A 15,385-nucleotide genomic window follows, 5' to 3' on the forward strand; every position below is an offset into this window, starting at 1 on the left:
GGGTGAGATGAAAAATTATTCCGGCGGCTGCCTGTGCGGCGCCATCCGTTTCGAAGCGACGGGACCTGCGGAGAAGCCGCATACCTGCTCCTGCCGCTTCTGCCAGCAGCATACCGGCGCGCCGACCGCTGCCTGGGTGGAGTTTCCCGCCGAACGTCTCGCCTGGACGGGCGCAAAACCCGCGACCTGGCGCTCCTCGGACTATTCCAGCCGCGCCTTCTGCCCGGCCTGCGGCAGCTCCATCGGCGCGATCGACGACGAGCCGGTCGTGGCCCTGCTCATCGGCGGTTTTGACGATCCGTCCGATCGGGCGCTTCAGCCGCAATACCATTCCTTCGAGGATTGCCGGCCGGTATGGCTAAAGGTCGAGACGGCTTCAGGCGAGGAATGATTTCAGCCAGTCGCGCACCGGCTGCGGCACGTTGACGGGCTGGCGTGTCGAGGGATCGACCGCCACCCAGACGATTTCCAGATCCGCCACCGCTGCACCTTTGGAAGAGATCGCGACGGCGAAGCTGAGCGAGGTGGCGCCGATGCGCGTGACCGACACCTTGAAGCGGACCAGATCATCCAGCCGCAGGCCGCGATGGAAGGTGCAGCCGGATTTGCGCACGAAATAGACCGGGTCGTCCCGACCCTCGGGCCTTTCGCGCCAGAGGCCGGCGACGGCGGCCTCGGCATGGGCGTAATAGGCGGCATTGTGCATGTGGCCGTGCATGTCTATATCGCGAAAGGGTATGCGGACCTCGCTCACCGTGATGTCTGCCGTCTGTTCCACGTCGACCCCCGGGATAAAACCATGCTTCGTGCCGTTGTTAGAGCGTTCGGCGATCCCCGGCAAGTGATCGCCCTGGAAGAGGCCGAGCGCGTGGCCCCCGGCCCGGGCGAAGTCGAAATCCGCATCCTGCGCGCCGCCATCAACCCTTCCGACCTCATCCCCATCACCGGCGCCTACCGCAGCCGCACCACCCTGCCCTTCGTGCCCGGCTTCGAGGGGGTCGGGGAGATCTTGCGTCTTGGCGAGGGCGTGGGTGGACAGCCATACCCCCCTCTGTCCTGCCGGACATCTCCCCCTCAAGGGGGGAGATTGGATGGGGCACCGTCTCGGTCATCTCAGGCGTTGCAAGAGGGGAAAGAGCCTTCAAGCTTGCCAATCTCCCCCCTTGAGGGGGAGATGTCCGGCAGGACAGAGGGGGGTGAGCCGTTGGCCGAAGCCGCCAATGGAGTGGGCTTCGCAATCGGCCAGCGCGTGCTGCCGATTGGCATGAGCGGTCTTTGGCAACAATATCTCGTCCGCCCGGCGGACCGGTGTTTTGCGGTGCAGGATGATCTTTCGGACGACCAGGCTGCGATGGCCTATGTGAACCCGCTGACGGCGTTCCGGCTGGTCGATGCGGTCCGTGAGCACTTCGGCAATACAACGGGCCAGCGCGTCGGCGTGACCGCGGCGGCCTCTGCCATTGGAAAAATGCTGCTGGTACTGCTTGCGGAAGCGGGTTTCCAGCCAGTCGCCCTTGTACGCAGCCCGGCGACGGCTCTGCGACTGGCGGAAAGCTTTTCCGGCGAGATCGTCGCGCAAGCGCCGCTGCCGCCGCTTGATGCGGTGCTTGATGCCGTCGGCGGCGAGCCGGGCAATGGGCTGTTCCGCCATATCCGGCGCGGGGGCGCCTTCGTGCAATATGGCGCGCTGAGCGGGGCGCAGCTCGATCCGATGCTGGTGGCCGCACGGCGCGACGAGGTCGCCTTCTCCTTTCTGTGGCTGCGCAACTGGGTGCATTCTGCGTCCCGCGCGGCGATCGAAGCGGCGTTCGAGGATAGTTTTGCGGGTATCCGCGCCGGCCATCTCGGCTCTGCCGTCGATGGCGTCTTTGCGCTCTCGGACCTCCCCGCGGCGCTAGCCCGCCAGGACGACCCGTTGCGCGTCGGAAAACTGCTCCTTGCGCCGTGACGGTTGAAAAGGCGTGGACACTCGCCCATTTCCCGTGGACCTCGCCAACCGCAATAGGTAGCTTCCGGCCATGACGACGTTTCTCTTCGAGAACCCGATCTTCCTCGAGCACCACACGCCGGAGGGCCACCCGGAGCGGTCGGACCGTATCCGGGCGATCAACCTCGCGCTGGAGCATGAGCGCTTCTCGCCGCTCGTGCGCGAGAAGGCACCGCAGGCGAACGAGGATTTCGTGCTGCTCGCCCATCCGGAAAGCCACCTGCGCGCCGTCATGGACGAGATGCCCGAAGAGGGCATCAACCAGGTCGAGGCGGATACCTATGCGAGCCCGGCGAGCCTACAGGCCGCGCTGACCGGCATCGGCGGGGCGATCGGGGCGATCGACGCGGTCTTTTCCGGCAAGGCGGACAATGCCTTCGTCGCGGCGCGCCCGCCCGGCCACCATGCCGAGCGCAACAAGGCGATGGGTTTCTGCTTCTTCAACAATGCCGCGATTGCCGCCCGCCATGCGCAAAGGGCGTATGGTGCGGAGCGCGTCGCCATCGTCGACTGGGACGTGCACCACGGCAATGGCACGCAGGACATTTTCTTCGACGACCCGTCCGTGCTGTTCTGCTCGACGCACCAGATGCCGCTTTATCCCGGCAGCGGCGCGAAGGACGAGACGGGGGCCGGCAACATCGTCAACGCGCCACTTTCGGCCAATGACGGCAGCGACCATTTTCGCGAGGCTTTTCGCTCGCGCGTGCTGCCGCGTGTCGCCGATTTCCGACCGGACGTGATCATCATTTCCGCGGGCTTCGACGCCCACCACCGCGATCCTCTGGCGCAGATCAACCTCGTCGCCGACGATTTCGACTGGGCGACGGCGAAGATCATGGAACTTTCCGAAAAATCGGCGAACAACCGGGTGGTCAGCCTGCTGGAAGGCGGCTACGACCTCGAAGGCCTCGCCGAATCCGCCGCCACCCATATCTACCGCCTGATGAGAGGCTGACCATGACCAACGCCGCCCCTGCCGCCGCCGCCCCGGATGTCTCCGCCCTCACCTTCGAACAGGCCGTCGAGGAGCTGGAAAAGATCGTTGCAGCGCTGGAGCGCGGCGACGTGCCGCTCGACCGGTCTATCGAGATCTACGAGCGCGGCGAGGCGCTGAAGAAACATTGCGAGACACTGCTTTCGGCCGCCGAAAACCGCATCGAAAAGATCCGCCTCGACCGCGCCGGCAAGCCGCAGGGCACGGAGCCGCTCGACGGGGCCTGATCCTTATAGTTGGTCTGCGATCGCGGCCTTGTCGATGATCGACCAGACATTGCGGATGCGCCCCTCCTGAAATTCATAAAAGACGTTTTCGCTGAACGCGACCTTCCTGCCATTGACGGGGAGGCCGAAGAGTTCGTCTACGGGCGTGCAATCGAACAGCAGGCGGCTGGCAATGCGCGGCGGGTCCGCCATCAGGAAATCTATGTTGAAACGAAGGTCAGGGATCGCCCGAAAATCGCCTTCCAGCATGGTGCGGTAGCCTGACAGGCCGATGCGCTTGCCGTTGTAGTGCGCGTCCTCATGCACGAAATTGCCGAGGTTCGGCCAGTCCTGTGCGTTCAGGCAGGCGATATAGCCGTGGTAGAGCGCCGAGAGATCGTCCTTCGTCATGCATCCGTTCCTGTGTGCCTGCCCTCAATATGGGGCAACGGGCGGCGAAAGCCAGACGGGCTGAAAGCTTGACCACAGCGTCAACAGGATCGCGCTATCCGCCTCGCCCGCCGCCCGCTAACATCCGCCCATGAACCAATGACAGGAGGGCGTGATGAGCTTTTTTCCCGGCAAGGACCCGGAGGCGGGTGACGCGGCGGCCTGCGATGCGCTGGAGCATCTGATCATTCCGCGCACCAGCGATATCGGCGGGCTTGCGGTGCGCCGCGCGCTGCCGACGGCCAAACGCCGGCTCGTCGGGCCGTTCATCTTCTTCGACCGCATGGGGCCGGCGCTGTTGCGGGCGGGCGATGCGATCGACGTCAAGCCGCATCCGCATATCGGGCTCTCCACCGTCACCTATCTCTTCGATGGCGAGATCAAGCATCGCGACAGCATCGGCACCGAAATGGTGATCGCGCCCGGCGACGTGAACCTGATGACGGCGGGACGTGGCATCGTGCATTCCGAGCGCTCGCCGGAAAACCTGCGCGGCAGGCCCATGTCGATTTCCGGGCTCCAGACCTGGCTGGCGCTGCCCGACAGCCATGAGGAGATCGCGCCTGTCTTTGCCCACACCACGAAGGCCGAACTTCCCGCCTTCTCGGCCGATGGCATAACCGGACGCACCATCATCGGCCGCTATGAGGGCCATGCCTCGCCCGTCGATGTGCCGACGGACACGCTCTATGTCGACCTGACGCTTGCGCCCGGTGCTGCTGCACCGTTGCCAGCAGAATGGGAGGAGCGCGCGGTCTATGTGCTCTCCGGCACGCTGGATGTGGCCGGCGATCTGTTCGAGGCGGACCGGCTGCTCGTGTTCCGCGCGGGCGACGCGATCACGTTGAAGGCGGGGCCGCAGGGCTGTCATATCATGCTGTTCGGCGGGGCCGCGCTCGGCTCCAAGCGCTACATCTGGTGGAACTTCGTTTCCTCCTCCAAGGAGCGCATCGAGCAAGCCAAGGAGGAATGGCGAACCGGCCGTTTCGACATCGTGCCCGGCGACGAAGAGGAATTCGTGCCGCTGCCTGCCGGGTGATGCATAGTCACAAAGGTATATGAGATGAGGACGCAAAGGAGCGGCATGCTCCGTTGCGCGCTCACGTCTTGGCAGATTCGCTCCTGCTTCCACCGTCATGCTCGGGTCAAGCCCGAGCATGACGGAGGAGAGGTGGACTTGACACATCCATAGCCACGCAGCTATACGTTATTCATAGTCATTGAGGTATGGATCAAGTGGCCGAAGCGCATGACATGCTGTTCCGCACGCTGGCGGACCCGACCCGGCGCGCGCTCTTCGAGCGGCTGTGCCGCGAGGGCGAAAAGACCGTGGGGGCGCTGACGGCCAAGGCGGGCGTCTCGCAGCCGGTCGTCTCCAAACATCTGAACCTCCTCAAGCAGGCAGGCTTTGTGCGCGACCGGCACGAGGGACGCCAGACGCATTACAGCGCCCAGCTCGGTGCGCTCGCGCCGCTCGTCGACTGGACCAGCCAGATGGCGCGGTTCTGGGAGACGCGCTTCGACGATCTCGAAAATTTGCTGAGGAGAATGGATCAATGAGTGACGCAACACCCGAGACGCGCGCCGTCGTCGTCGAGCGCGAGATCGCCCATCCGCCGGAAAAGCTTTGGCGCGCGCTGACGCAGCCGCATCTCATCTCGGAATGGCTGATGAAGACCGACTTCGCGCCCGTCGTCGGCCATGATTTCACGCTGCGTGGCGATTGGGGTAGTGTCGATTGCCGCGTGCTGACGGTCGAGCCCGGCAGGATGCTGAGCTATACGTGGGATCATGTGCACGACGACCCGGCCTTCGACCTTAGGAGCGTGGTGAGCTTCACGCTGACGCCGACGGCCACGGGAACGCATCTGCGCATGGAGCAGACCGGCTTCCGGCCGGAGCAGAAGCAGGCCTTCGGCGGCGCACGCCATGGCTGGCAGGAGCACTTCACGAACCTGGAGCGGGTTCTGGCGGGACTTGCATAACGCGGAGCGGGGATCATGACCGGCGAGACCACCAAGAAGGCGCCCAGGAAGCAGGCCGGGCAGCCGGTCCTGCTTTCGGGCGGCAATCCGCAGATTGCCAAGGGTTATGGCGACGGGCCGATTCAGGCCTATATCGCCGCCATGCCGGGCTGGAAGAGCGACATGGGCCGCCGGCTCGATGCGCTGATCGAGAAAACCGTGCCCGGCGTGTACAAAGCGGTCAAGTGGAACTCGCCGTTCTACGGCATCGAGGGTGACGGCTGGTTCCTCGGCCTGCATTGTTTCAACAAATATATCAAGCTCGCCTTCTTCCGCGGCACGGCGCTCGATCCGATGCCCCCGGTCGCTTCCAAGACCGCAGAGACGCGCTATTTCCACATCCACGAGGAAGGCGTGCTCGACGAAGCTCAGCTTGCGGACTGGATCCGCCAGGCAAGCCGGCTTCCCGGCGAGCGCATGTGACGAACGAAAAAGGATGGCAACCATGGACCAGGCCAAGAGTGAAACGGAATCCCCCTCCCGTCTGATCGACAAGAGGATCGAGGAGCTTCCCGACTGGCGCGGCGAAACCCTGGCCCGGTTGCGCGCCATTATCAAGAAGGCCGATCCCGACATTGTCGAGGAATGGAAGTGGCGTGGCGTTCCGGTCTGGGAGCATGACGGCATCATCTGCACCGGCGAGACCTACAAGACGGCGGTGAAGATGACCTTCGCCAAGGGCGCATCGCTGCCCGACCCGGCCCACCTGTTCAATTCCAGCCTGGAGGGCAACACGCGCCGCGCCATCGACGTGCACGAGGGCGAAGCGATCGACGAGGCGGCGCTCACCGCGCTGGTCCAGGCCGCCGTCGCCCTGAACACGGCGAAACGCCCGAAGAAGACGTAGGAATCACGACAAATTGAGCGCGGGCGGCCGGCGTCCGCAAAATGCCCCAATTGCCCGGGAGAACTCGGGCAGTGCGTCGGTTTGTGCGGTATCAATCCGGCGAAATACGCTCTAGACTTGCCGAAACGGTTGAAATCGCGCGCCGCATTCTGCATGTGACAGGCTAACGCGGTCAAAGCCGCATGCCCGGGTCGGGCTCCACAGCGGAGTTTTCGGCACGCGGGCGAGAACACGAGGCATGAGAGTGACACAAGCACCCGCCACACCGCTGCTCGACAAGGTCCACATTCCGGCGGACCTGAAGGCCGTGGACGATCGCGACCTGCCGCAGCTGGCCGCCGAACTGCGCGCCGAGATGATCGACGCCGTGTCGCGCACCGGCGGGCATCTGGGCGCGGGCCTCGGCGTGGTCGAGCTCACGATCGCCATCCACAAGGTGTTCGACACGCCGAAGGACCGCCTGATCTTCGATGTCGGCCACCAGTGCTATCCGCACAAGATCCTGACCGGCCGGCGCGACCGCATCCGCACGCTCCGCCAGGAAGACGGCCTGTCCGGCTTCACGCGGCGCGCCGAAAGCGAATACGACCCCTTCGGCGCCGCCCATTCCTCGACCTCGATTTCCGCTGGCCTCGGCATGGCGGTTGCGGCCGATCTTTCCGGCGAGAACCGCAATGTCATCGCCGTCATCGGCGACGGCGCCATGTCGGCCGGCATGGCCTATGAGGCGCTGAACAATGCCGGCGCGCTCGATGCCCGCCTCATCGTCATCCTCAACGACAACGACATGTCGATCGCCCCGCCGACCGGCGCCATGAGCGCGTACCTTGCGCGCCTTGCCTCCGGCCGCACCTATATGGGCTTCCGCGACCTCGGCAAGAAGCTGACGGCCTATCTCGGCAAGAAGGTCGACCGCGCGATCACCCGCGCCGTCGAGCATGCGCGGGGTTATGTGACCGGCGGCACGCTCTTCGAGGAAATGGGTTTCTACCATATCGGCCCGATCGACGGGCATTCCTTCGAGCACCTGCTGCCGGTGCTGCGCAATGTGCGCGACAATTCCAAGGGCCCGGTGCTGATCCACGTCGTCACCCAGAAGGGCAAGGGTTATCCGCCGGCAGAAGCCGCCGCCGACAAATATCACGGCGTCAACACCTTCGACGTCATTACCGGCGCGCAGGCGAAGGCCAAGCCCAATGCGCCCGCCTACACCGCCGTCTTCGCCGATGCGCTGGTGCAGGAAGCCGGCTTCGACGAGAAGATCGTCGGTGTCACCGCGGCCATGCCGAACGGCACCGGCCTCGACAAGCTGGCGGCGGCCTATCCCATGCGAACCTTCGACGTGGGCATTGCCGAGCAGCATGCGGTGACCTTCGCCGCAGGCCTCGCGTCCGAAGGCTACAAGCCGTTCTGCGCGCTCTATTCCACCTTCCTGCAACGCGGCTACGACCAGGTCGTGCACGACGTGGCGATCCAGGGCCTGCCGGTGCGTTTCCCGATCGACCGCGCCGGCTTCGTCGGCGCCGACGGCCCGACGCATGCCGGCTCCTTCGACACGACCTACCTCGCCACCCTGCCCGGCTTCGTGGTGATGGCGGCCGCCGACGAGGCGGAGCTGAAGCACATGGTGCGCACCGCCGCCGCCTATGACGACGGCCCGATCTCCTTCCGCTATCCGCGCGGCGAAGGTGTCGGCATCGACATGCCGGCACGCGGCGAAATCCTTCAGATCGGCAAGGGCCGTGTCGTCAAGCAAGGGTCGAAGGTGGCGCTGCTGTCCTTCGGCACGCGCCTGGCCGATTGTCTGCTCGCCGCCGAGGATCTCGATGCCGCCGGCCTTTCCACCACGGTCGCCGATGCGCGTTTCGCAAAGCCGCTCGACCACGACCTCATCCGCCAGCTCGCCCGCCACCACGAGGTGCTGATCACCATCGAGGAAGGTGCCGTCGGCGGCTTCGGCAGCCATGTGCTGCAATTCCTCGCCATGGAAGGCCTGCTCGACCACGGCCTGAAGGTGCGCCCGCTGGTGCTGCCGGATATCTGGATGGAACAGGCCAAGCCCGACGCCATGTACGCCAAAGCCGGCCTAGACCGCGCCGGCATCGTGTCCACCGTCTTCAAGACACTCGGCCAGAAGGCCGTGGGTGTGGGCGCAGCCGGCTGACCTTACCCTATTCGATGAAGCCCGCGCCGCCCTCTTCTACTGCGCGGCGCTTGGCTTCAGCAGCAGGATATCGATCTCGTTTGCGGGCGTGAAATCCTTCGCCTTCATCTCGAAGGTCGTCGGCCCCGTCTTCTTGATGCCTTCGCCGCAGAAGCTGACGAGGTTTTCCGGTGCGCCCTTGTCGATCGTCAGCGAAAAATCCTTGATCGGGCCGGACCAGTTGGCACCCGTCGTCAGAATGTAGGAAATCCAGTTCTCAAAAAGGTAGGGTTTTCCGGCCTGCATGTCCTTTTCCGACTGCTGGGCGCGACGCACGATGTTTTCCTCGATACAGTAGCGCTTCACATAGTCCTCATAGCGCTCACCCTTCGCCGCCCCCTCCTCCAGGAAGCTGATGCCCACCGTGCCGCCGACGCTCGGCTTGTAGCGGTGCTGGACCTTCACCTCCTTGCCCGCCGGGAAGGTCGTGCGCCACCAATAGACGGATTTCAACGACCAGAGCGGCGTGCGGTAGTCCTTCATGCCGTTGCCGTCATTGTCGTAGGTGTCGATGAAGATCAGCCCGCGGGCGATCCAGTCGGCCGCCACATCCTCGGGGAGCTTTTTCAGCGCGTCCTTCGTCGTCGTCGCGAAGGGAAGCAGCGGAACGCCGCTGGCCTTGAGGTCTTCGGTCACGTCGATATCCGAGGCATAGGCGCGCTGCTGGAGATTGACGGCAACGGCCTTGCCGTCCTGCGATGCCGTAAAGGCGAGATAGTTGTCCGTCTCGAAATCGCCCATCGCGACATTCGCATAGGGATCGCCACCGATATCGGGCATCGGGAAGGCGACGAGGCCGGAGACATCCTTCTGAGACGTGTTGGTGAAGACATAGTCGACGCGGATTTCCTCCGGCGAGATGAAGAGGGCCTCGCTCGTCATCTCCACCTCCGGTGTGCGCACGAAGGTCAACCCGCCGGTCTTCAGCTCCGCCATCGTGTCGTTGGCAAGCGCCGGCGCTGCAAGCAGCGCGAGAAGCAGCGGAGCAAGGCGGAGAGTGGCGTTCATGGATGTCCTCGCAAGATGTCTGTCGGCCGCGATATCAGCCGAAACGACACCGCGCAGCAAGCGCGAAACGCAGTCACGCTTTCTCAACCATCCCGTTTTGCAACCGCGTACCCACATCCCTTGGGCGTTCCGAAACCTCCGGCTGCTAGTTTCCGGCTCAACGAAAAGAAAGACCGGACAGGGATTTTCCATCATGCGTTTCGCGCTGCTTGCGGCTCTCGCCGCCACGCTTTGCCATGCCTCCATCGCGGCGGCCGAGGACCGGCCGTCGCACGACCCGGCCATCGAGGCCGCAGCGCTGGCCATTTTGCAGAAGAAGCTGCCGGAGATCCGCAAATCACACGACATCCGCCGCGATCCGGTGATCGTGCGCGCGGCGCGGCCGGAAGCGGAGCCGCAGGGTATTTCCGCCCTTATCGACATCGATTCGCTGCAGAATTTCCCGGGCCGTATCATCTGGCTCTGACGGCGACGGGCACATCAGGGCTTGCCACCTGCGGCGCGAGGCGTCATGAGAGGCGATGTCCGAACCCACAGAAACCATCCGCCTCGACCAGCTCCTGCTGAATGCCGGTCTCGTTGCCAGCCGTTCGCGGGCGCGCGACGCGATTTCGCGCGGCACCGTCAAGGTGAACGGCCGCACCGTCACCAAGCCGAGCTCCACCTTCCCCGCCTCCGCCGTTATCGAGATCGATGATCCGGCGCAGGCCTATGTCTCGCGCGCGGCGCTGAAACTGAAGGCGGCGCTCGACGCATTCGGCCTCGATCCCGCGGGGTTCGATTGCCTCGACATCGGCGCCTCGACCGGCGGCTTCACCGATATCCTGCTGGAGCGCGGCGCCAGCCACGTCATCGCGGTGGATGTCGGCCACGACCAGCTTCACCCGCGACTGCGCGCGGACGAGCGCATCACCAATTATGAAGGGCTGAACGCGCGGGTGCTCGACGAGGACCATCTCGAAGGGCGCGAAATCGGCGCCGTCGTCTCCGACGTCTCCTTCATCTCGCTGAAGCTGGCGCTGCCGCCGGCCCTTGAAATGGCCGAGCCCGGCGCCTTCTGCGTGCTGCTGGTCAAGCCCCAGTTCGAGGCCGGCCGCGAGGCGATCAGCAAGGCGGGGCTCTTGAAGGACCCGGACAGCGCGCCTGCGGTGGCGGCGGAGCTGGAGCGCTGGCTCGTTGAGGACATGGGCTGGAAGAGCCTCGGCCTCCTGCCCTCGCCGATCACCGGCGGCGACGGCAATGTCGAGTTCCTGCTCGGGGGCCGCAAGCCATGACGACGGAGACGCTGACCATCGCGCGGCTCGGCTCGGGCGGCGACGGCATTGCGGAGGCGCCCGGTGGGCCGGTCTACGTGCCCTTCACGCTGCCCGGCGAGACGGTCGCCGTGGCGCGCGTGAAGAACGCTGGCACGGTCATGTCGATGTCGGTCGCCTCGCCCGAGCGGGTCGAGCCGCCCTGCGTGCATTTCGGCCCGGAGGGCAAGAACGGCACCTGCGGCGGCTGCACGCTGCAACATGCGGGCGATGCGCTTTACCACGCCTTCAAGCGCGAGCTCGTGGTCAATGCGCTGAAATCCAAGGGCCTGACGCCGGAGGTGGCGCCGCTCGTCATCGCCCGGCCGGGCGAGCGGCGGCGCGTCGTCTTCACCGCGCGCAAGACGGAAAAGGCCGTGCTGCTCGGCTTCAACCAGGCCAGCAGCCACCATATCGTCTCCATCGACCACTGTCCGATCTCCAGCGACGGCATCATCTCGCGGCTCGACGCGATCCGCCGGGTCGCAGGCGCCATCGCCACCAGCAGCGAACCGTTTCGCGTGACGGTGCTGGAGACGCTCGCCGGCCTCGACCTCGCCTTCGAGGGCATCAAGAAGGTGGGCGACAAGGAACGCCGCGCCGTCACCGCCTGCGTGCTTTCACTGCCCGGCATCGCGCGGGTTTCCAGTGATGGCGAGATCCTGATCGAGCCGCAGCGGCCGGTGATCGATTTTTCCGGCGTGCGCGTTTCGCCGCCCGCCGGCGGCTTCACCCAGGCGACGAAGCCGGCCGAGGACGCGATGGCCGAGTTGGTGCTTGCGGCGCTCGGCAAGGCCAAGCGCGTCGCCGACCTCTTTGCCGGATCTGGCACCTTTGCGTTGCGTATCGCCCGGCAGGCCAAGGTGCATGCCGTGGAGGGCGAGGAGAAGGCGCTGAAGGCGCTGGACCAGGCCGCGCGCAACACGCAGGGCCTGAAGCCCGTGACGGTGGAGAAGCGCGACCTCTTCCGCCGCCCGCTGATGACCTCCGAACTCAAGGTTTTTGATGCCGTGGTCTTCGACCCGCCGCGCGCCGGCGCGGAAGACCAGTGCAAGGAACTTGCCCGCTCCAGCGTGAAAACCATTGTGGCCGTCTCGTGCAACCCCCTCAGCCTCGCGCGCGACCTTTCGATCCTGACAGCCGCCGGCTACCGCATCCGCCTGGTGACGCCGATCGACCAGTTCCTCTGGTCGGCCCATGTCGAGGCGGTGGCGGTGCTGGAGAAGTAGGCGGACCTAGAGCATTTCCGGTGACCCGGAAATGCTCTAGGTTTTTGTTTTTGGCGCATTATCCGACGCCGAAGCGATGCCGCTTCGGCTGGAAATGCTCTAGCCGGGGAACACCCCGCCATGATCCGCATCCAGCACGATGGAGAGCGACACGTTGCGCGGACGCGTGACGGCGAACAGCACGGCCTCCACCACATCCCGATTGGTGGCGCGCGCGCTCTTGGCCCGCCCAGGCGCCTCCGCCCATGCCGGTTCGCCCGGCTGGATGTCGTCCAGATCCGGCGGGTGCAGGATGATCGAGCGGACGGGCGTTCCCGACAGCATTTGCCGCAACCCTTCCGCAATCGCCGTCTGGCCGCGCTTGGCCGCGTAGAAGGGAACGGAAACACCGTCGAGCATTGCATTCGCCAGGCCGCTTACCGAGCCGATGGTCACGATATCCGGATTGGCGGAGCGCCGGAGAAGCGGCAGAAGGCCCTGGCTGAACAGGAACGTGCCGGTGACGGCGGAGTTGATGACGCCGAGGACCGTCTCGGCCGGGAGCGGTTCGTCGCGCGCCTCCAGCCACATCGCGCCGTTGTTGATCAACAGGTCGATATGCTCATGCGCGCTGGTGATCGTCTCGACCGCCTGGCGCACGTTTTCGCTCTCGGCGAGGTCCATGGCGATGCAGGCGGGGCGGCGGCCCGTGGCGCTGGCGATTCCGTCCGCCTGGGCTTCGAGTGCTGCAAGGTTGCGGGCGCAAAGGACCAAGTTGCACCCCGCCTCCGCCAAAGACGTGGCGAGGGCTGCGCCCAGCCCGCGTGCTGCACCCGTGATGACGACCGTGCGCCCCTGCAATTCACCCATTCTTCGCGTCCTCGTATCTGCCATGCGGAATCGAATTGTACCCGCTAAGACCTTGACCGGAAATGCCAAAACAAAAAGGCCCGGGAACGATCCCGGGCCTTTTTCTTCGCTTGAGGCCGACGATTACGCCGCGCGGCGGGATGGCGTGGCGGCGTAGCTTGCGCCGCCACCCAGCCGGAATTGCGCCAGCAGCGCGTTGAGGGCGGCTGCCTCGGTGGCGAGGCCGTGGCTGGCGGCGGTCTGTTCTTCCACCATGGCGGCGTTCTGCTGGGTGCCCTGATCCATGGTGTTGACGGCGGTGTTGATCTCCTGGAGGCCGGTCGATTGCTCGCGGGCGGAAAGAACGATGGCGTTGACGTGGCCGTTGATCTCCTGAACCTCGCGAACGATCGCTTCCAGCGCCGCACCCGTCTCGTCGACCAGCGCCACGCCGGAGCGCACCTGTTCGCCCGACGCGGTGATCAGCGCCTTGATCTCCTTGGCCGCATTGGCCGAGCGCTGGGCGAGTTCACGCACTTCCTGCGCCACGACGGCAAAACCCTTGCCGGCTTCGCCTGCGCGGGCGGCCTCGACGCCGGCATTCAGCGCCAGCAGGTTGGTCTGGAAGGCGATGTCGTCGATGACGCCGATGATGTTGGAGATTTCGCCAGAGGACTTTTCGATGCCCTGCATGGCCGAGACGGCGCGGCGCACCACCTCGCCGGACTTTTCGGCACCGGTGCGGGTGCGCGAGACGAGCGAGCCGACCTCTTCGGCGCGGCGCGTCGAGTCCTTGACCGTCGTGGTGATCTCTTCCAGCGCGGCGGCGGTTTCTTCCACGGAAGCGGCCTGCTGCTCCGTGCGGCGGGCGAGATCATCGGCGGCCGAGCGGATTTCCGTGGCACCGGCATCGATGGCGCGGGCGTTCTGGCCAACCGTCGTCATCGCCGTGTGCAGCTTGGTGACGGAATGGTTGAAGTCGGTGCGCAGGCGATCGAGATGGCCGGCGAAGGGCGCGTCGATGCGGTGGGCGAGATCGCCGTCGGCAAGACGGCCGAGACCGTCCGCCAGCGCCTCGACAGCGTGCTGGATTTCGGCCACTTCGCGGGCCTTCAGGGCTTCGCGGTCGCGGCGTTCGCTTTCGGAAAGCACGCGGCCCTCCTCGGCGGCGTTTTCGAGGCGCGTGCGCTCGATGGCATTGGCGCGGAAGACGGCGACGGCGGCGGCCATGCGGCCGATCTCGTCGGTGCGTTCCTGGCCGGGGATTTCGGCGCGGACATCGCCGGAAGCGAGCTTGTCCATGGCAGAGGTCATGTCCGTGACCGGGCGCACGACGAGGCGCGAGAGCACGGTCGCGAGGAAGCCCATCATGACGACGACCGCAAGGATGGTGGCGATGGTCGCCGCGATGCGGAACTGGTCGATCGCCGCATAGGCCATGCCGCTATCGATGGTGAAGCCGAGATACCACTCGACCGACGGCAGGCCGGTGACCGGCACGAAGGAGACGAGCACCGGCTTGCCGGCATAGTCCGTATGCGTGATGCCGCCGCCGATGGCCGGTGTCGTCTGCGGGAAGGCATCGGCGAGGGTCTTGGTGACCAGCGCCTTGTCCTGGTGCACGAGGATCTGGCCGTTCTTGTTGACGAGGAAGGCAAAGCCCGTGCCGCCGAGATCGACAGAGTTGACCATGTCGACCAGCGACTTCAGCGAGAAATCGCTGCCAGCGACACCCAGCAGCTTGCCGTCGCGCTTGACCGGGGTCGCGGCGCTGATGATCAGGTCATTGGTGGAGGCGTCGGTATAAGGCTCAGTCAGCACGCTGCCATTCGCCTTCACGGCATCCTGATACCAGGGGCGCTGGCGCGCGTCGTAGCCTTCCGGCATGTCCGACTTCGGCCACATGGTGAAGGTGCCCGCCTCGTCGCCGACATAGGTGGTCATGAACTGGTTGACCAGAACGTCGTTCTGGAGAACCGCCTCGATGCCGGCGGCGTCATTGGCCTTGCCGGCGGCGTTGCCGGCCATTTCGGTCAGCGCCACGCGGGCGTTCAGCCAGTTGGCGATGCTCTGGGCGGCCTGCTTGCCCGAACTGTCGATGCTTTCCTCGACGGAGTTGGTCAGCACGCCGCGCTGCAGGCTGTCGATATAGAGGGAGAAGCCGGTGAAGGCGGCGACGACGACGAGCGACGCGACGACAAGGATGCGCGTCATCAGATTGGAGCGCTTGGACATGGGCGCGATGTTCCTTCGGAAGCGCCTCGCCAGGACGGCGGGCGCATGGTGCTGAACGGCATGCCGGAATGGCGAGTGT

General features: G+C 65.4%; 18 protein-coding genes and 1 pseudogene. 14 read left to right on the plus strand and 5 right to left on the minus strand.

Annotation, left to right across the window (positions count from 1 at the left end; all coding sequences use genetic code 11):
* Window positions 1-7: 7 nt before the first annotated feature.
* Complete coding sequence (locus J2Y63_RS19245) at window positions 8-391, plus strand: GFA family protein (protein ID WP_435267415.1); 384 nt, start codon at window positions 8-10, stop codon at window positions 389-391.
* On the opposite strand, the gene J2Y63_RS19250 is transcribed toward J2Y63_RS19245, so the two are convergent.
* The gene (locus J2Y63_RS19250; protein WP_435267416.1) at window positions 377-778 is read right to left on the minus strand and encodes an acyl-CoA thioesterase; all 402 of its coding nucleotides are present in this window, start codon (window positions 776-778) and stop codon (window positions 377-379) included. The two genes, J2Y63_RS19245 and J2Y63_RS19250, sit on opposite strands and share 15 nt — an antisense overlap.
* Window positions 779-799: 21 nt before the next feature.
* Here J2Y63_RS19250 and J2Y63_RS19255 point away from each other — a divergent pair.
* The 4 genes and pseudogenes from J2Y63_RS19255 to J2Y63_RS19270 form a co-directional block, all read left to right on the plus strand.
* Window positions 800-970, plus strand: a pseudogene (locus tag J2Y63_RS19255) (oxidoreductase); the annotation flags it as partial.
* A gap of 204 nt (window positions 971-1,174) precedes the next feature.
* Window positions 1,175-1,948, plus strand: coding sequence for a zinc-binding dehydrogenase (locus J2Y63_RS19260; RefSeq protein WP_435267497.1), 774 nt, complete (start codon window positions 1,175-1,177; stop codon window positions 1,946-1,948).
* 70 nt (window positions 1,949-2,018) lie between these two features.
* The gene (locus J2Y63_RS19265; protein ID WP_256118587.1) at window positions 2,019-2,945 is read left to right on the plus strand and encodes a histone deacetylase family protein; all 927 of its coding nucleotides are present in this window, start codon (window positions 2,019-2,021) and stop codon (window positions 2,943-2,945) included.
* A 2-nt stretch (window positions 2,946-2,947) separates the two neighbouring features.
* A complete protein-coding gene (locus tag J2Y63_RS19270; RefSeq protein ID WP_435267417.1) occupies window positions 2,948-3,211 on the plus strand; it encodes an exodeoxyribonuclease VII small subunit in 264 nt (87 codons plus the stop codon).
* A 3-nt stretch (window positions 3,212-3,214) separates the two neighbouring features.
* Here the strand turns inward: J2Y63_RS19270 and J2Y63_RS19275 are convergent, their stop codons facing one another.
* Window positions 3,215-3,601, minus strand: coding sequence for an ester cyclase (locus J2Y63_RS19275; RefSeq protein ID WP_435267418.1), 387 nt, complete (start codon window positions 3,599-3,601; stop codon window positions 3,215-3,217).
* Between the two features lie 154 nt (window positions 3,602-3,755).
* Between J2Y63_RS19275 and J2Y63_RS19280 the strand changes: the two genes are divergently transcribed.
* The 6 genes from J2Y63_RS19280 (at window position 3,756) to dxs (ending at window position 8,675) form a co-directional block, all read left to right on the plus strand.
* Window positions 3,756-4,679: a pirin family protein gene (locus J2Y63_RS19280; protein WP_435267419.1), complete on the plus strand. Its 924-nt coding sequence runs from the start codon at window positions 3,756-3,758 to the stop codon at window positions 4,677-4,679.
* A 188-nt stretch (window positions 4,680-4,867) separates the two neighbouring features.
* Complete coding sequence (locus tag J2Y63_RS19285) at window positions 4,868-5,200, plus strand: ArsR/SmtB family transcription factor (RefSeq protein ID WP_435267420.1); 333 nt, start codon at window positions 4,868-4,870, stop codon at window positions 5,198-5,200.
* Entirely contained in the window at window positions 5,197-5,625 is a 429-nt protein-coding gene (locus tag J2Y63_RS19290; RefSeq protein ID WP_435267421.1) for an SRPBCC family protein, read from the plus strand. The genes J2Y63_RS19285 and J2Y63_RS19290 overlap by 4 nt, the downstream gene beginning before the upstream one ends.
* A 15-nt stretch (window positions 5,626-5,640) precedes the next feature.
* The gene (locus J2Y63_RS19295) at window positions 5,641-6,087 is read left to right on the plus strand and encodes a DUF1801 domain-containing protein (RefSeq protein WP_435267422.1); all 447 of its coding nucleotides are present in this window, start codon (window positions 5,641-5,643) and stop codon (window positions 6,085-6,087) included.
* Window positions 6,088-6,109: 22 nt separating this feature from the next.
* Complete coding sequence (locus J2Y63_RS19300) at window positions 6,110-6,511, plus strand: DUF1801 domain-containing protein (protein ID WP_435267423.1); 402 nt, start codon at window positions 6,110-6,112, stop codon at window positions 6,509-6,511.
* 238 nt (window positions 6,512-6,749) lie between these two features.
* On the plus strand, window positions 6,750-8,675 hold the full coding sequence (gene dxs / locus J2Y63_RS19305) for a 1-deoxy-D-xylulose-5-phosphate synthase (protein WP_435267424.1): 1,926 nt from the start codon (window positions 6,750-6,752) through the stop codon (window positions 8,673-8,675).
* 36 nt (window positions 8,676-8,711) lie between these two features.
* Here the strand turns inward: dxs and J2Y63_RS19310 are convergent, their stop codons facing one another.
* Window positions 8,712-9,722 (minus strand): DUF4424 domain-containing protein, encoded by a 1,011-nt coding sequence (locus J2Y63_RS19310; protein ID WP_435267425.1) that lies wholly within the window; start codon window positions 9,720-9,722, stop codon window positions 8,712-8,714.
* Here J2Y63_RS19310 and J2Y63_RS19315 point away from each other — a divergent pair.
* Genes J2Y63_RS19315 through J2Y63_RS19325 form a run of 3 tightly spaced genes read left to right on the plus strand, consistent with a single transcriptional unit; the run spans window position 9,712 to window position 12,243 of the window.
* A complete protein-coding gene (locus J2Y63_RS19315) occupies window positions 9,712-10,188 on the plus strand; it encodes a hypothetical protein (protein WP_435267426.1) in 477 nt (158 codons plus the stop codon). The genes J2Y63_RS19310 and J2Y63_RS19315 overlap by 11 nt on opposite strands.
* 55 nt (window positions 10,189-10,243) lie before the next feature.
* Window positions 10,244-10,996, plus strand: coding sequence for a TlyA family RNA methyltransferase (locus J2Y63_RS19320; RefSeq protein ID WP_435267427.1), 753 nt, complete (start codon window positions 10,244-10,246; stop codon window positions 10,994-10,996).
* The gene (locus J2Y63_RS19325; protein ID WP_435267428.1) at window positions 10,993-12,243 is read left to right on the plus strand and encodes a class I SAM-dependent RNA methyltransferase; all 1,251 of its coding nucleotides are present in this window, start codon (window positions 10,993-10,995) and stop codon (window positions 12,241-12,243) included. The genes J2Y63_RS19320 and J2Y63_RS19325 overlap by 4 nt, the downstream gene beginning before the upstream one ends.
* Window positions 12,244-12,342: 99 nt before the next feature.
* Here the strand turns inward: J2Y63_RS19325 and J2Y63_RS19330 are convergent, their stop codons facing one another.
* Window positions 12,343-13,092 carry an SDR family oxidoreductase gene (locus J2Y63_RS19330; RefSeq protein WP_435267429.1) on the minus strand — a complete coding sequence of 250 codons (750 nt, stop codon included), beginning with the start codon at window positions 13,090-13,092 and terminating at the stop codon, window positions 12,343-12,345.
* 123 nt (window positions 13,093-13,215) lie between these two features.
* Window positions 13,216-15,306: a methyl-accepting chemotaxis protein McpU gene (mcpU, locus tag J2Y63_RS19335; protein WP_435267430.1), complete on the minus strand. Its 2,091-nt coding sequence runs from the start codon at window positions 15,304-15,306 to the stop codon at window positions 13,216-13,218.
* Window positions 15,307-15,385 lie beyond the last annotated feature (79 nt).

The organism is Shinella sp. BE166 (assembly GCF_051201095.1).
GTDB classification, from domain to species: domain Bacteria; phylum Pseudomonadota; class Alphaproteobacteria; order Rhizobiales; family Rhizobiaceae; genus Shinella; species Shinella lacus.

Coding starts and splice junctions, on each gene's coding strand:
- J2Y63_RS19245 (WP_435267415.1), top strand. CDS start 8: ATGAAAAATTATTCCGGCGGCTGCCTGTGCGGCGCCATCCGTTTCGAA.
- J2Y63_RS19260 (WP_435267497.1), top strand. CDS start 1,175: ATGTCCGGCAGGACAGAGGGGGGTGAGCCGTTGGCCGAAGCCGCCAAT.
- J2Y63_RS19265 (WP_256118587.1), top strand. CDS start 2,019: ATGACGACGTTTCTCTTCGAGAACCCGATCTTCCTCGAGCACCACACG.
- J2Y63_RS19270 (WP_435267417.1), top strand. CDS start 2,948: ATGACCAACGCCGCCCCTGCCGCCGCCGCCCCGGATGTCTCCGCCCTC.
- J2Y63_RS19275 (WP_435267418.1), bottom strand. CDS start 3,601: ATGACGAAGGACGATCTCTCGGCGCTCTACCACGGCTATATCGCCTGC.
- J2Y63_RS19280 (WP_435267419.1), top strand. CDS start 3,756: ATGAGCTTTTTTCCCGGCAAGGACCCGGAGGCGGGTGACGCGGCGGCC.
- J2Y63_RS19285 (WP_435267420.1), top strand. CDS start 4,868: ATGGATCAAGTGGCCGAAGCGCATGACATGCTGTTCCGCACGCTGGCG.
- J2Y63_RS19290 (WP_435267421.1), top strand. CDS start 5,197: ATGAGTGACGCAACACCCGAGACGCGCGCCGTCGTCGTCGAGCGCGAG.
- J2Y63_RS19295 (WP_435267422.1), top strand. CDS start 5,641: ATGACCGGCGAGACCACCAAGAAGGCGCCCAGGAAGCAGGCCGGGCAG.
- J2Y63_RS19300 (WP_435267423.1), top strand. CDS start 6,110: ATGGACCAGGCCAAGAGTGAAACGGAATCCCCCTCCCGTCTGATCGAC.
- dxs (WP_435267424.1), top strand. CDS start 6,750: ATGAGAGTGACACAAGCACCCGCCACACCGCTGCTCGACAAGGTCCAC.
- J2Y63_RS19310 (WP_435267425.1), bottom strand. CDS start 9,722: ATGAACGCCACTCTCCGCCTTGCTCCGCTGCTTCTCGCGCTGCTTGCA.
- J2Y63_RS19320 (WP_435267427.1), top strand. CDS start 10,244: ATGTCCGAACCCACAGAAACCATCCGCCTCGACCAGCTCCTGCTGAAT.
- J2Y63_RS19325 (WP_435267428.1), top strand. CDS start 10,993: ATGACGACGGAGACGCTGACCATCGCGCGGCTCGGCTCGGGCGGCGAC.
- J2Y63_RS19330 (WP_435267429.1), bottom strand. CDS start 13,092: ATGGGTGAATTGCAGGGGCGCACGGTCGTCATCACGGGTGCAGCACGC.
- mcpU (WP_435267430.1), bottom strand. CDS start 15,306: ATGTCCAAGCGCTCCAATCTGATGACGCGCATCCTTGTCGTCGCGTCG.